12 protein-coding genes are annotated in these 13,146 nt (G+C 58.2%); 6 read left to right on the forward strand and 6 right to left on the reverse strand.

Going from position 1 to position 13,146, the window contains the following annotated elements:
- Nucleotides 1–99 precede the first annotated feature (99 nt).
- The 3 genes from otnK to AC2CHD_RS09680 are packed head-to-tail and all read left to right on the forward strand — an operon-like array spanning nucleotide 100 to nucleotide 2,785.
- On the forward strand, nucleotides 100–1,371 hold the full coding sequence (gene otnK / locus AC2CHD_RS09670; protein WP_484553506.1) for a 3-oxo-tetronate kinase: 1,272 nt from the start codon (nucleotides 100–102) through the stop codon (nucleotides 1,369–1,371).
- Nucleotides 1,368–2,018, forward strand: a complete 651-nt coding sequence (gene otnC, locus AC2CHD_RS09675; protein WP_484553507.1) for a 3-oxo-tetronate 4-phosphate decarboxylase — start codon at nucleotides 1,368–1,370, stop codon at nucleotides 2,016–2,018. Before otnK ends, otnC begins: the two co-directional genes overlap by 4 nt.
- Nucleotides 2,015–2,785 carry a hydroxypyruvate isomerase family protein gene (locus AC2CHD_RS09680; RefSeq protein ID WP_484553508.1) on the forward strand — a complete coding sequence of 257 codons (771 nt, stop codon included), beginning with the start codon at nucleotides 2,015–2,017 and terminating at the stop codon, nucleotides 2,783–2,785. Before otnC ends, AC2CHD_RS09680 begins: the two co-directional genes overlap by 4 nt.
- A 99-nt stretch (nucleotides 2,786–2,884) precedes the next feature.
- Here the strand turns inward: AC2CHD_RS09680 and AC2CHD_RS09685 are convergent, their stop codons facing one another.
- The 5 genes from AC2CHD_RS09685 to AC2CHD_RS09705 all read right to left on the reverse strand — a co-directional run bounded on the left by AC2CHD_RS09685 (nucleotide 2,885) and on the right by AC2CHD_RS09705 (nucleotide 6,108).
- Nucleotides 2,885–3,766, reverse strand: a complete 882-nt coding sequence (locus tag AC2CHD_RS09685; protein ID WP_484553509.1) for an ABC transporter ATP-binding protein — start codon at nucleotides 3,764–3,766, stop codon at nucleotides 2,885–2,887.
- Nucleotides 3,747–4,124 (reverse strand): ATP-binding cassette domain-containing protein, encoded by a 378-nt coding sequence (locus AC2CHD_RS09690; protein ID WP_370633421.1) that lies wholly within the window; start codon nucleotides 4,122–4,124, stop codon nucleotides 3,747–3,749. The genes AC2CHD_RS09685 and AC2CHD_RS09690 overlap by 20 nt, the downstream gene beginning before the upstream one ends.
- A complete protein-coding gene (locus AC2CHD_RS09695; protein WP_229450531.1) occupies nucleotides 4,118–4,501 on the reverse strand; it encodes an ABC transporter permease family protein in 384 nt (127 codons plus the stop codon). The genes AC2CHD_RS09690 and AC2CHD_RS09695 overlap by 7 nt, the downstream gene beginning before the upstream one ends.
- Nucleotides 4,502–4,791: 290 nt before the next feature.
- Entirely contained in the window at nucleotides 4,792–5,922 is a 1,131-nt protein-coding gene (locus AC2CHD_RS09700) for a helix-turn-helix transcriptional regulator (RefSeq protein WP_484553510.1), read from the reverse strand.
- 54 nt (nucleotides 5,923–5,976) lie between these two features.
- Nucleotides 5,977–6,108 carry a hypothetical protein gene (locus AC2CHD_RS09705; protein ID WP_484553511.1) on the reverse strand — a complete coding sequence of 44 codons (132 nt, stop codon included), beginning with the start codon at nucleotides 6,106–6,108 and terminating at the stop codon, nucleotides 5,977–5,979.
- Between AC2CHD_RS09705 and AC2CHD_RS09710 the strand changes: the two genes are divergently transcribed.
- Nucleotides 6,107–8,833, forward strand: a complete 2,727-nt coding sequence (locus AC2CHD_RS09710; RefSeq protein WP_484553512.1) for an autotransporter outer membrane beta-barrel domain-containing protein — start codon at nucleotides 6,107–6,109, stop codon at nucleotides 8,831–8,833. The two genes, AC2CHD_RS09705 and AC2CHD_RS09710, sit on opposite strands and share 2 nt — an antisense overlap.
- A 349-nt stretch (nucleotides 8,834–9,182) precedes the next feature.
- Here AC2CHD_RS09710 and AC2CHD_RS09715 read toward each other — a convergent pair whose 3' ends face one another.
- Nucleotides 9,183–10,787: a PucR family transcriptional regulator gene (locus AC2CHD_RS09715; RefSeq protein WP_484553513.1), complete on the reverse strand. Its 1,605-nt coding sequence runs from the start codon at nucleotides 10,785–10,787 to the stop codon at nucleotides 9,183–9,185.
- Between the two features lie 155 nt (nucleotides 10,788–10,942).
- Here AC2CHD_RS09715 and AC2CHD_RS09720 point away from each other — a divergent pair, with 155 nt between their 5' ends.
- On the forward strand, nucleotides 10,943–12,133 hold the full coding sequence (locus AC2CHD_RS09720) for a M20 family metallopeptidase (protein ID WP_484553514.1): 1,191 nt from the start codon (nucleotides 10,943–10,945) through the stop codon (nucleotides 12,131–12,133).
- A gap of 25 nt (nucleotides 12,134–12,158) precedes the next feature.
- Nucleotides 12,159–13,142: a TRAP transporter substrate-binding protein gene (locus AC2CHD_RS09725; RefSeq protein ID WP_484553515.1), complete on the forward strand. Its 984-nt coding sequence runs from the start codon at nucleotides 12,159–12,161 to the stop codon at nucleotides 13,140–13,142.
- Nucleotides 13,143–13,146 lie beyond the last annotated feature (4 nt).

Genomic DNA, 13,146 nt, shown 5'->3' on the forward strand with positions numbered 1-13,146 from the left:
ACGCACGGGCTTTCTTGAAGCGATCAATGGCGGCTTGCTTGCGGGTGCATACTCTCGCTCCAGAGTGGCAGGCGAATGAAAGCGCGAGGGGGTGTAGGTATGGCAGCCATTTTGGGATGCATTGCCGATGATTTTACCGGTGCAACAGACCTGGCGGGCTTGCTGGGCCGCAGCGGCATGCGTGTATCGCTCAGGATTGGCGTACCTGCCGAACCGCCCTGCGATACGGCACCGTTTGAAGTGATTGCGCTGAAATCGCGAACCGCGCCGCGCGCGCAGGCCATCGCAGAGACGCGGGCAGCGTTCAGATGGTTGAAAGAGGCAGGTGCGCGACGCTTCTTCCTGAAATACTGCTCCACTTTCGACAGCACTGCTGAGGGCAATATCGGACCGACAGCAGAAGCATTGATGACGGATCTCGGCATCAGGCAGACGGTGTACTGCCCGGCCTTTCCGGAAAACGGGCGGACCGTTTTTATGGGAAACCTCTTCGTGGGTCAGCAGCCGTTGGCGGAGAGTCCCATGCGGGACCATCCCTTGACGCCGATGCGAGACAGCAATCTCATGCGTCTCCTGAATCCCCAGGTTCAGGGCTCGGTGGGACTTGTCGACCGCACTACGGTTGCCCAGGGGGAGCAAGCAATCCAAAAGGCGCTGGAAGCACTGGCGACACAAAACATCGCACATGCGGTGATCGATGCGGTCGACGACACGGATCTTGAACGGATTGCGAGCGCCTGCCGCACCATGCCGTTGCTGACTGGCGGATCGGCCCTGGCGATGTCCTTGCCCGCTCTTTATCGATCGGAGGGTCTGATCTCCGGGGATACCGCACTGCCCAGCGCGCCACGCCTGGCCCGCACGACAGTGGTGCTCTCGGGAAGCTGTTCGGCCATGTCGAATCGGCAGGTGGAGCATTATATCCGCCAGGGTGCGCCTTCCTTCTGCATCGACCCTCTTGAAGTTGCGCAGAATGGGCAGGCAGCAGCGTTGGATTGGCTTGAAAAACAGGACCTGACCGAGGCACCCATCATCTACGCCACGGCCGAACCGGCCAAAGTCAAACATGCTCAATCAAAACTGGGCGCGGCCCGGGCGGGCGCGTTGATCGAGGAAACATTGGCGTTTTGCGCCGTTGCAGCGCGTGACGCCGGTGCAAGGCGCTTTATCGTCGCGGGCGGAGAAACATCGGGGGCTGTGACCCAGGCACTGGGCGTGTCGCAACTGGATGTCGGAGCGGAAATCGCACCGGGCGTCCCTTGGACCTATTGCCATTCGGCAGGCCATCCCATCGCAATGGCCCTGAAGTCGGGCAATTTCGGCGCCGAAGGTTTCTTTGACGATGCCCAATCAGTTTTGGAGAGAACATGAACACGGAAATCCAGCTGCGGGAACAGATCTGCTTGCTCGCAAAGTCGATGTTCGATCGCGGGCTGACCGGTGGCAGCACCGGCAACATCTCCGCCCGCACGGAGGACGGTGGTCTTTTGGTCAGCCCCACGGGCACCAGTTTCGGTCGTCTCGACCCTGCCACCCTCAGCCGATTTGACGCTGATGGCGTGCAGATATCGGGCAAGGCGCCAACCAAGGAGATGCCCCTTCACGAGGCATTCTATCAAACACGCTCCACCGCGGGCGCCGTCGTGCATCTGCATTCGTGTCATTCCGTGGCGCTTTCAATGATGCCGGATATTGACGAGGATAATTTTCTCCCACTGCTGACACCCTACGGGATCATGAAGCTTGGAAAGGTGAAACTGCTACCCTTCTTCCTGCCCGGCGACCCGGCTATGGGTGAAGCAGTGCGTGGATTGGCGGGAAAGCGCTCGGCGGTGATGCTGGCCAATCATGGGCCGGTCGTGGCCGGCAAGGACGTGGAGGCAGCCTGCAACGCCATTGAAGAGCTTGAGGATACTGCCCGTCTCGCCATGATGACACGCGGCCTGGGTCCCCGTTTCTTGACCGACGATCAGGTGAGCGCTCTGGTGACCAAATTCAACATCGAGTGGGATCAATGAAGTTTTCCGCAAACCTTGGCTTTCTCTGGACGGATCGATCTTTGCCATCCGCCATCCATGCGGCAAAGAAAGCTGGCTTCGATGCCGTGGAATGTCACTGGCCCTACGATGTACCTGCCGTTGAAGTGCAAGCTGCGCTTCAGGAAACCGGCCTTGCGATGCTCGGCCTCAACACCCGACGCGGGAATGTGAAAGACGGGGACAACGGCTTGGCCGCTCTCCCCGGACGCTCTCCTGAGGCGCAAGCCGCCATCGATGAGGCAATCGCCTATGCCGTGGCCGTCAAGGCAGCCAATGTGCATGTGATGGCGGGCTTCGCATCCGGCGCTGTGGCAGAAGAGGTGTTTGTTGAGAACCTGCAATATGCCTGCGCGGAGGCGAAGCCTCACGGGATCACCATCCTGATCGAGCCGCTCACCAGCTATGATGCGCCCGGATATTTTCTGAGCACGACCGATCAGGCACTGAGGATCATGGACGCGGTTGGCATCGCGAACCTGAAGCTGATGTTCGACTGTTATCACATCCAGTTGATGGAGGGGGATCTGTCCAACCGCATCAGGCACCTGCTCCCGCGCATCGGTCACATCCAGTTTGCCTCCGTTCCCGATCGCGGGCCACCGGATCACGGGGAGGTGAGTTATCCTCACATCTTCGATCTGATAGCTGATCTTGGCTATACGGCCCCTCTTGGCGCGGAATACAAGTCCGTCGGAGATACCCGAAGCTCGCTTGGATGGCTTTTTGATATGAAACGACGCGGATAGAGTTTTCCCTTCTAAGCTTTCACCCTTCCCGCGATCTGCCTGCCGATGAGCGCCACAGTGTTCCGATCGATACGAACAAGATCGGTCGATGAGTTTTGCTCAGCGGGGCTCTGGGATCCAGGAAGAGCAATGGAATTCATGGTTGGGCTGCGTGCAGCAGCACCTGACTGAACCGATGACTGTTCGCGGTGGCGTCTCTGGGTGATGGCGCAGGAGGTGATCAACCCATACGCCTGACTTCATGATCGAAAGGCACAACCGTTCGCTGGGGAAGGTAACACTCACGGGGTCGCCCGGCGCATGTTTCTTGCCTTCACAGCTGAGCGTGTTCACGGTCAGCTTGCCGCTAGATCCCAGACCGAGCGTCAATTGTGTCTCAGGGCCACTCTGCTCGATGAACTTGACGCGGCCTTCCAATAGGTTCGGACTATTTCGGCTTTGCAGAACGCAGTCCTCCGGTCGAATGCCGAGAAAGGCTGCATTCGGTTTCGACCGCGCGTCTGCGGGCAGCTCGATTGCGAGTTTCGGCTCGGTATGCGGCATGAAGACCGGACCTTGCTGCAGCAAAGCGACTGAACCTTCGAGTAGGTTCATGGGTGGTGCGCCGATGAAACCGGCCACGAACGTGTTTTCCGGTTCTCGGTAGATCTCATCCGGTGCTCCGATCTGCTCGACGCGCCCGCCGCGCAAGACCACGATTTTGTCGGCCATGGTCATGGCTTCCACCTGATCATGGGTAACAAAGATCATCGTGGAACGGAGCCTCTGATGCAGAAGCTTTATCTCGCGGCGCATCTGAACGCGCAGCGCTGCGTTCAGATCGGAAAGCGGCTCGTCAAACAGGAATACCGAAGGCCGGCGTATGATGGCGCGGCCCATGGCGACACGCTGGCACTGCCTGCCCGAGAGCTGGCGCGGGAAGCGGTCCAGCAGGCCGTCAAGGCCGAGAAGTTTAGCCGCCTCACTTGCGCTTTTTTGCACGTTCGTTCTTCTGGACGCCGGTCATTTTGAGGGGAAAGGCGATATTGTCGGCCACGGTCATATGTGGATAGAGCGCATAGTTCTGAAACACCATGGCCACGTCCCTGTCCTTTGGCGCAAGCTCGGTGAACAGAGTCCGACCGATGCGGATCTCGCCACCGCTGACACTTTCCAGCCCCGCCAACATGCGCAACAGTGTCGAATTCCCGCAGCCTGAAGGCCCGACGAAGACCACGAACTCTCTGTCTTCTATGCGATGTCGGCGCCATGGATGACCTCGGTCTGCCCAAAGGATTTGACGATCTTCGAGAACGACACGGTAGCCATGGCTGTTCCAGCTCTTGTTTGCGATCAGCACACGCTGCCGGCGAGCGTGCCCAAGACGATACGCCGTTGCATGATGAGGAAGACGATGATGACGGGCAGCGCAAACACCAGGGCCGCAGCCATCTGCAGTTCAAGAAGGGTGAAATATTCACCGCGAAAGGATGAAATGCCGGTAGCCTCTGCCCAGAGCGATTGAGAGTTGATGAGTGTCTTGGCGAACAGGAAGTCGTGCCAGTTGGTGACGAACCCGTAGATGAAAATCGCCGCAAGTCCCGGCAGCGCAAGGGGCAGGGCAACGCACCTCTGTGAGGCCCGCGCCGGAAGGCTGGATAGGTCGTGGTAGGCGAGGCGGTCTTGAAAGCCAAGCGTGAGGCATGTCGGAATTTCAGACCGGTCAAGAGTGCGCATCTTCGGTTTGCTGCGAAGCCGCGCAGTCGATCGTGGACGATATTGTGGTGAGCGCGGCCGCGCAGCGTTGAAAGGCATGACGACCGGAACCATCGGGTTCGCCAGTCATGCCCATTCGCCATTGGCGAGGTGGTTTGGAAAACGGCAACACGACGAACCCGCAGGATCTGACTATCTGACGGGCGGTGGGTCACCATTGTGCCGTTGGCGTCGAGCAGGTTGTTCAATGGGCCTCTACGTACGGCAGCAAGACAAACCGCTGAAGCTCATTCCAAACGCAGGCCGAAGCCTTAGTGCCTCATCGCTGTTACCATGCCCACAATATCGGACTGCCGGCGTGCCTCCATTTTTCCCATGGCAGCGTGAAGCTGGTTCCTCACCGTGCTTATGCTGGTGCCGCGCAGCTCTGCAATTTCCTTTGGGCTCAATCCTCCTGCCAGATGCACCACGACGCGTGCTTCATTGGGTGTCAGTCCGAATGTTTCACACAGCAGCACGGCGACGTCGGGGCTGTCGGAACGACCCGCGAGCGTGACGAGGAAACAAGGCTCTTCATTGCCAAACAAAATGCCGGATGGTCGATATTCGAGCTCCTCCGTTGCAAGAGGAGCAATGCGACAGGTTAGGGAAGGTTTGCCGTCGGAATTCGAGATGCTGAAGGTTTGTGGTTGGCGAAAAGAGCCATCGCTCTTGGCAATGATTGCAGAGAAGTGACGCTGCCAAGTTTCGGAAGCAAAGGCAAAACGATGCCTCAGATCGCATCGGATCACATCGCCGGTTTCGAGCAATGTTTCGGCTTGCTGATTGGCGAAAACGATTCTGCGGCTGCGTGTCACGACAAGACAGCCGGCAGATGCCGGGTCAACCACATTGACGAGTGCCTTCTTCTCGATCTCGGCTCCAGCCACTGTTCGGGCGATCTCGAACGCCTGCTGCAGATGGGGCAACATATGCCTGACGATTTCCTGCCAAGGCGCTTCCAGCCGCTCGGTGTCTTTGGCGCGAATGCTTCCGCTAAATGCGAACAGGCGGCGCTCCTGTTTGAACAGCAATGCCGAACACCCACCAGTAATGTCTTCCTGCGGGCGCACCCAGTCGTCATAAAATTCCGTGCGGCGCAAGGCGGGATCCCTCCACACGTCGCCATAGCTGACGAGCTGCCCGGCCCCTGCCGACAACATCCTCCCGGCCAGAAAATCCCGTTCGAAAAAATAGTCGGCATAGGTCTGTTCAAAGGCCGGATCATAGCCGAACTGCCGTGCCCCCAGATCGATATGGGCGTCCAGATCGTAGCCTGTCAGGCAAGTGCGCACACCGCCCCCCGCCAGATCCGAGCAGGCCTGCAGAAAGCTGCTCCATTTCCCAGCGTCAAGAGCAGCCGCGTAGGCCAGCTTGGTCAGCGTGTCCAGCTTGTGTTGCACGTCTTGTCCCCAGCGCAAATTAGCAGTTCAGAATAGGCAATTTGTATCATGAGCTCAGATTGCCCCTCCCGTAAACAGAGTTTCGGCAAAGTCGGGCAGGCTGTTGCCATCAGCAGGATTATGCCGACGCTCCGAGACGATTTCTACTGTGAGTTTCGGTCCGAGGATGGGGAAATACAGATTCATGATGAAGATTATCATGCCGAAGGTTGCTGTGCGCCACGCATCCGCGCATCGCTACTTTCACCGTGCTTGTAGCGCAGCCATGTTGTCGACAAGCGCATTCGTTGTGTGTGCGACGCCGTTGGTGGCTACACATGTACATGCGCAAACGGTCTGGTATGGAACCAATTCCAGCAGATGGTCCAGCCCATCAAACTGGGTCCCTGCCACTGTGCCGGACTCCAATGAGAATACATACATCGCGGCGGCCGATCCCAACAACCAGCCGATACTGGACGGCTTCGTCGGCACGGGCGTCGGTCTGACACGTGATGTTTTCATCGGATTCGATGGCACAGATCCCAATCTCGGCGTGCTGACCATTCAGAATGGAGGTGTCCTGAACAGCAGCGGAGATGGACTTATCGGCTTCAGCGTAGGCGCGGTCACGGGTGAGGGCCGGGTCATCGTGCAAGACACTGGATCGCAATGGAGACTGCCCAGCAATATCCTGACGGTCGGGTACACTCATGAGGGCACTTTGACGATCCGCGATGGCGGCAAGGTTGAGAGTTATCAGGGCAGGATCGGTTCCGCTACCAATGGCGTGGGCATCGTGAACATATGGCGCACGGGGTCTGCGTGGAATCTCACCAGCGACATTGTCATCGGCGAAAGCGGTCGGGGAGAACTCACGATCTCGGACAATGGCCAGGTGACAAGCTCCAATGGCGTTCTCGGGCTCAACAGCACTGGCAGAGGCGCAGTGACCGTGGCAGGGACGGGAACCAAATTCACCGCTGCCAACAACATGTTCGTTGGCCTTAAGGGCGAAGGCGAACTGACAATTTCCTATGACGGAGAGGTTGAGATCGCTTCCGCGGTGGGAGAGGTCAAACTTGCCGACGATGCAAATTCCAAAGGCACGCTCAATATCGGTGCAGCCTCTGGCGATCCGGCGGCGGAAGCGGGGACGCTGAATGCGCCGAGCGTGGCTTTCGGCAACGGAGAGGGTACGCTTGTCTTCAATCACATCAACACCGGCTACATTTTTAGTGCTGATCTCTCTGGCTATGGCACGATCCTCCATGAAGCTGGAGAAACGACTTATACGGGGACCGGCAGTCTACTCTCCGGTGAAACGAAAGTGTCGGGTGGCCGCCTGCTGGTGAACGGCTTTCTGGGTGCGATGACAACCGTCAATGGTGGCGTTCTCGGAGGCAGCGGCAATGTCCTGGACGTTGCCGTCAACTCCGGCGGCACGCTGGCGCCGGGCAATTCCATCGGTACCTTGACGGCCGACAATGCGACCTTCAACGCCGGATCGGTTTTCGAGGTGGAGTTGAACGACGGGGGCAACACCAAGGGGGTGAACAACGATCTTCTGGATGTGACCTTTGGCGCCGGCAACCTTGTGATCAATGGCGGCACCATACACGTGAAGCCGGAAAACGGCAGTGACGACGGGTCGAGCTACACGCCGGGATTGACCTATACGATCATCGAGGCAAATGATCGGACCGGCGAGTTCGATCAGGTGATCGATGATTTTCCATTGCTCACATTTACCGACATCTATTCCGGCGCGAATGTCTACCTCCAGTCGGCGGCGGCGTCGACCTGCCCGGGGGGCATGACCTTTAATCAGACCAACACCTGTGGCGGTGTTCTGTCCGTAGGGTCGGGTGGCATGTACAGTGCGGTCCTCAACCTCACCGGATCCGAATTGCCGAATGCTCTCGACCAGCTTTCCGGCGAAATCCATGCTTCGGTCAAAGGGGCTCTGATGGAGGAAAGCAGGTTTGCGCGCGAAGCGGCGAACGCCCGTGTCCGCTCGGCCTTCGGTGCGATAGCCTCAAATTCGGCACCGATCCTGGCCTATGGAGATGACAAGAAGCCGGCGCGCATGGCCGGTGGTGATCAGGGCATGGCTATGTGGGCTCGCGGGCTCGGCTCGGTTGCCAATTGGGATGGCGACGGAAATGCCGCCGACGCGCGCCGTTCTACCGGTGGTGTGCTACTCGGGGCCGATGGGTTTGTCACCGACAGGTTCAATCTCGGTTTGCTGGGCGGTTACTCCCGGTCGTCCATCAGTGTCGACACCCGCAATTCGTCTGCCACGGCCGACAGCTGGCATCTCGGTGTCTATGGCGGTGTCGAATGGGGTGGGTTCGGTCTGCGTGGCGGCGGCATCTACAGCTGGCACGATATTGACACCAGTCGCTCCGCCGCCTTTCGTGGCTTTTCCGACACTCTGTCTTCGTCATACGACGCAAGGACAGCCCAGATCTTTGCCGAGACGAGCTATCGCTTCGATACCGCCACCGCTAGCTTCGAGCCTTATGCCGGAATTGCCCATGTGCGGCTTGCGACCAACGGCTATAGCGAAGCCGGAGGCGAAGCGTCTCTTTCGAGCGCCGACGCGGTTCTCAAAAACACGTTCACCACACTTGGTCTACGTGCCGAAACAGAGGTCCAGATTGGTGACGACGCGATGGCCCGGCTGAGCGGCGGCATCGGTTGGCGGCACGCCATCGGTGGTGTGACACCAACAACCATCCACGCATTTGCCGGTGGAGACAATTTCACAGCAGCCGGTGTACCGATTGCCCGGGATGCACTGGTTCTGGACATCGGTGCCGACTTCGCGTTGAGTGAGATGGCAAATCTGAGCGTTTCCTATTCCGGGCAGCTCGCCGGCAACGCTGCCGACCACGGTGTGGAGCTGGATATTTCAATTGCATTCTGATCGGTAGGCCATTTGCGACAGGGGCGCTGCTGACGATCCCTGTGGTGGCTCTGTGATATGTGGGTGTGAGAATGAGTGCTCCGCCATCCGCCAGGAAACCAGCACCAACCGCACCACCCACTCACAAACCCGATTGACGCCGGGCTTGAGGTCGCGGATTAATCCGCGCTGCGCGGTATGAAGCAGTGGTATCCCGTCAATTTTCAGACTAACGTCGCGTTTAGTTAGCCCATGTTTGTCAATTGGTTATGAAGTCTCGGACTCCGCCTGAAATTCTGGCTTGCTTGGACGGAAGCGGCCCTTGTTTTCCGTTCGGCTAGAGCCCGAAAAACCTCGGATCTAGTCAATGTTAGGACACAAGTGGAAGCAACTTCAAAGCGAGGTGGTAATGCAGGCGCAGTTTCGGTTGTAGCGCCTTTTTGCCTGTCAGTTCCGTGATTTGGGAGATGCGATAGCGCACCGTGTTGTGGTGTAGATTCAACACCCTTGCAGTCTCCCGGTAGTTGCCATTGGCATCCAGGAACACCCGAAACGTTTCAATCAGGTCGACACGGTGTTCCTTGTCATGGTCAATGAGTGTTCCAAGCCATTCATTGACGAAGCGGTTCACGTCCGGCTGCATGGAACTTTTCGAGAAAAGCCGATAAAATCCGGTATCATCATAAAGGAAGACTCCGCTGGTCTTGCTCGTGCTTCGGCCGTGTTCGAGCGCTTGCACCGCCTGCTCATAGGCTCGGTAGAAATGCTCCACCGCTGTTACCTGGCTGATGCCTGCCGACCACGGGACGTCATCCGCCCCGACCCTGTTCAACCCTTCGTCGACCTGTTCTTTAAGCATGTCGGGCTGACAAAGAGCTTCGTCGTCCTCTGGAACCATGAGTACAACGCGGTTGTTGGCGATGACACCGGTGATGGTTTCGCCATGTTGGGCAAAATGCACCCTCAAGGCATTCGATAATCCAAGCAGGCGGTCGGCGGCCGTGTCATGAAATGCAACGACAATTCCCACATAGCGTGCGTGAAGATGTTTCCCGATCGCACTGTAGCGTGTGGTGAGAGCAGCATAGGTCTGAGCCCCCAGCGTACGGTCAATGAGCGAAAGAACCAACTCGTTCTGTCGTTCGAAAACCGTGCTCTGATCCGCCCTGATCTGACGGACCTTCAGGGAGACGAAGACTTTCGCATAGCCCAGATGATCGAGGTCCTCACCGGTCAGTTTGCGGTTTCGCTCGACCACGGCAAGCGTTCCGGCCATCCCACTTGATTGCTCATAGGATGTGAAGACAACGCTCGTGTGATGCCCGGTCCTGCGGGTGAAGGTGTCGTGGGATTGTATGGTCTCGCTCGGCCATCCCTCTTCCTCCAATAGGGCCCGCGCGTCGCCAATATTCTTGTTCGACTCGCTAGGAGCATGCAACACGAGGCCGTCCATCGGGCTGGTGACAATCACTGGATTGGCAAGCAGGGCGTAGAGGTCGTCTAGCAAATCCTGAAGGGTCGAATCGACCAGCGACAGCTTGCCCAAGCTCTCGCCGAAGCGTTCGGAGTGGGAAACGTTTTCCGCTTTCGTCTCGAAATAGTTCGACATGACCGGCGTGATGATTTCGACCCAGGCCACGTCTTCGGGAACGACGATTATTGGGAAGTTGAGTGCGTTCGCACAATCGATCATCTTTTGCGGCACACGCTTCATGTAGCGGTTGAGTTTCAAGCCGAGGCCAGATGCTCCATGCTCCACGAGTTCTTCGACGAAGTGATCGAGGTTGTGGCGCAGCTGCAGCAGCGGGTAGGTAGAGGTTAACGCGAGTTCCTCACCCCGCAGCCAGCGAACGGCGTCCGGTGCATCAAGCACCGTGGCGGTTTTGACAACCCGGTCCAGCCCGTCATGACCGGCGAGGAGAGAGCCCTCCTGCATCGCAGGCAGGGCCATAACCTTCTCAATTGTCAGCACCATGCTCTTGAAACCCCGCCCCATGTGCGACCCGCACAGGCAACCTTACAGACTTGTATCCAAAGTACAAAGAACTTTGCCGGCGTTTCATGATGCTGGTCAATAGTTTTTCGGCTTCCGAATCGTTAGGCTCCATGTCGGCTTAAGGGGGAAAGCAGTTGAATTCTAACAATCCGGTGGCGCCGCCGGCGCGGCTTGATGCGCTCGAGTTTCTTCAAGAGGCCGTGCGCTGCAACACCATTTCATCGACCGGCAATGAGATCGTTCTGGCCCGCATGATCAAGGCGCGACTGGACGCTCTTGGGATCGACTGCGAGATCTTTCAGGAAAATGAGCAGCAGGCAAATCTGGTCGCCACTTTGCGCGGGCAAGGCCCGGCGAAAAAGCCTGGACCCCGCCTCGTCCTGAGCGGCCATCTGGATACGGTGCCGATTGGTGATGCCACCTGGACGCACGATCCCTTTTCGGCCGAAATCGACGATGGACGCATCTATGGGCGCGGTACCGCGGACATGAAAGGTGGCCTTTTGGCGCTGCTGTTCGCCTTTATGAAGCACAAAGACTTCGCGTCTGAACTGTGGGACGGCGAACTGATATTCGCAGCCACGTTCGGCGAGGAGATCGGTGCGCTTGGCGCATCAACGATGGTCGACAAGAAGCAGATTCCGCAATTCGACGCGATGATCGTGGCGGAGCCGACCGACAACCGTCTTGTCACTGCGCACAAGGGTGTGACCTGGCTTCGCGTGACCAGCTTCGGCAAGACTGCACATGGTTCGATGCCCGGGTCCGGTACAAACGCCGTCGACAAGCTCCACCTGTTCTATGGGCGTCTCAAATCCATCGATTTGGGACCCACGACAACGCCTTTGCTGTCGGCGCCCACTTTTGCCGTTACCACATTCAATGGCGGTGGTGCACCCAATGTCATCCCCGACCACTGTCAGATGACGATCGATATTCGCACGGTGCCGGGACAGGACCAGCAGAATGTCGTGGCTCAGGTCGAGGCAATCGCCGCGGCGCTCGCAGACGAGGATCCCGAAGCGCGTTTTCAGGTGGAGTGCGCACTCAATCTGCCGGGCTTGCTGACGAATGAGGGGGCTCCGATTGTGCGCATCAGCCAGCAGGTTCTGGCAAAACGCTCCCCCGGCGCAGAAACCGTACGCGGGGCCCAGTATTTCACCGATGCCTCGGCCTTTTCTGCGCATGGTGATGACATCGTCATCCTCGGCCCCGGCGCCCCCGAACAGGCGCACCAGACCGACGAGCACCTCGCCGTCGATGACTATTTCAACGCGATAGATATCTACGGAGACATCATCGCGCAGTACTTCAGCCAAAACTAAAAAAGAAAGGGAACTCATGACTTATATGGCTAGAACGAAAGCAACTCTTGCCGCCGCGTGGCTCGGTGCGGGGCTGGTCTTCGCTGCGGGTGCCGCGAACGCGGAAACGACCTTGAAGGTTGGCCATGTCTTTGCCGCCGACCACCCCTGGCAGATTGCTCTGGAGGGACTGTCGAAAGATGTTTCTGAAGCGACGGGCGGCGAGGTCGTTATCCAGGTTTATCCAAGCTCCCAGCTTGGCGGCGACCGCGAAGTGGCCGAAGGCTTGCAGCTGGGAACCGTGGAAATGGGCCTCTTTGGCACCGGCGCACTCCAGGTTCTGGACAAGCGCCTGATCATTGAGGAACTGCCTTACGCCTGGCCCACCCGTGAGAAGGCCTATGCTGCCGTGGATGGTGAACTTGGCGATGCACTCGCCGAAATCTTGGCGGCCAAGAACATCAATGCGCTGAGCTGGTGGGAAAGTGGCTATCGCCATATCACGAATTCGGCCCGCCCGATTGAAACGCCCGAAGACCTCAAGGGTATCAAGCTGCGCGTGCCGGAAGCCGAGCTGCGCCTTGATACGTTCCGCGAGCTCGGCGCTCTGCCCACACCGATGGCATTCTCCGAGGTCTTCACCTCGCTTCAGCAGAAGGTTGTCGACGGACAGGAAAACCCGCTGGCAACAATCTATGCATCCAAATTCTACGAGGTGCAGGACAATCTGGCGCTGTCAGGCCACATCTGGGGCTCAGCCATCCTCACGATTTCCAGCAAGGCATGGGACAAACTGTCGGATGAGCAAAAGACCATCCTGCGCGAGAAAGCCGAAATCTGGAAAGAGAAAGAGCGCGAGATGATCCGCGCGAGCGATGAGGAAGTGCTCGCAAAGCTCGAGGCCGAGGGCATGAAAATCACGCGGCCCGATCCGGCAGCCTTCCAGGAAATGGTCCAGCCGGTCTGGGACAAGTATGAAGGCGTCTTCGGGGAAGACCTCCTCGCCATTGTGCGCAAATACTCAAACTAGTTGA

The sequence above is a fragment of the Nitratireductor sp. ATLC21 genome, from assembly GCF_057196525.1.

What these genes read in the sequence shown, in the direction of transcription:
- AC2CHD_RS09715 (WP_484553513.1), bottom strand. Translation starts at nt 10,787, where the DNA reads ATGGTGCTGACAATTGAGAAGGTTATGGCCCTGCCTGCGATGCAGGAG.
- AC2CHD_RS09695 (WP_229450531.1), bottom strand. Translation starts at nt 4,501, where the DNA reads ATGCGCACTCTTGACCGGTCTGAAATTCCGACATGCCTCACGCTTGGC.
- otnK (WP_484553506.1), top strand. Translation starts at nt 100, where the DNA reads ATGGCAGCCATTTTGGGATGCATTGCCGATGATTTTACCGGTGCAACA.
- AC2CHD_RS09705 (WP_484553511.1), bottom strand. Translation starts at nt 6,108, where the DNA reads ATGAATCTGTATTTCCCCATCCTCGGACCGAAACTCACAGTAGAAATC.
- AC2CHD_RS09710 (WP_484553512.1), top strand. Translation starts at nt 6,107, where the DNA reads ATGATGAAGATTATCATGCCGAAGGTTGCTGTGCGCCACGCATCCGCG.
- AC2CHD_RS09680 (WP_484553508.1), top strand. Translation starts at nt 2,015, where the DNA reads ATGAAGTTTTCCGCAAACCTTGGCTTTCTCTGGACGGATCGATCTTTG.
- AC2CHD_RS09725 (WP_484553515.1), top strand. Translation starts at nt 12,159, where the DNA reads ATGGCTAGAACGAAAGCAACTCTTGCCGCCGCGTGGCTCGGTGCGGGG.
- otnC (WP_484553507.1), top strand. Translation starts at nt 1,368, where the DNA reads ATGAACACGGAAATCCAGCTGCGGGAACAGATCTGCTTGCTCGCAAAG.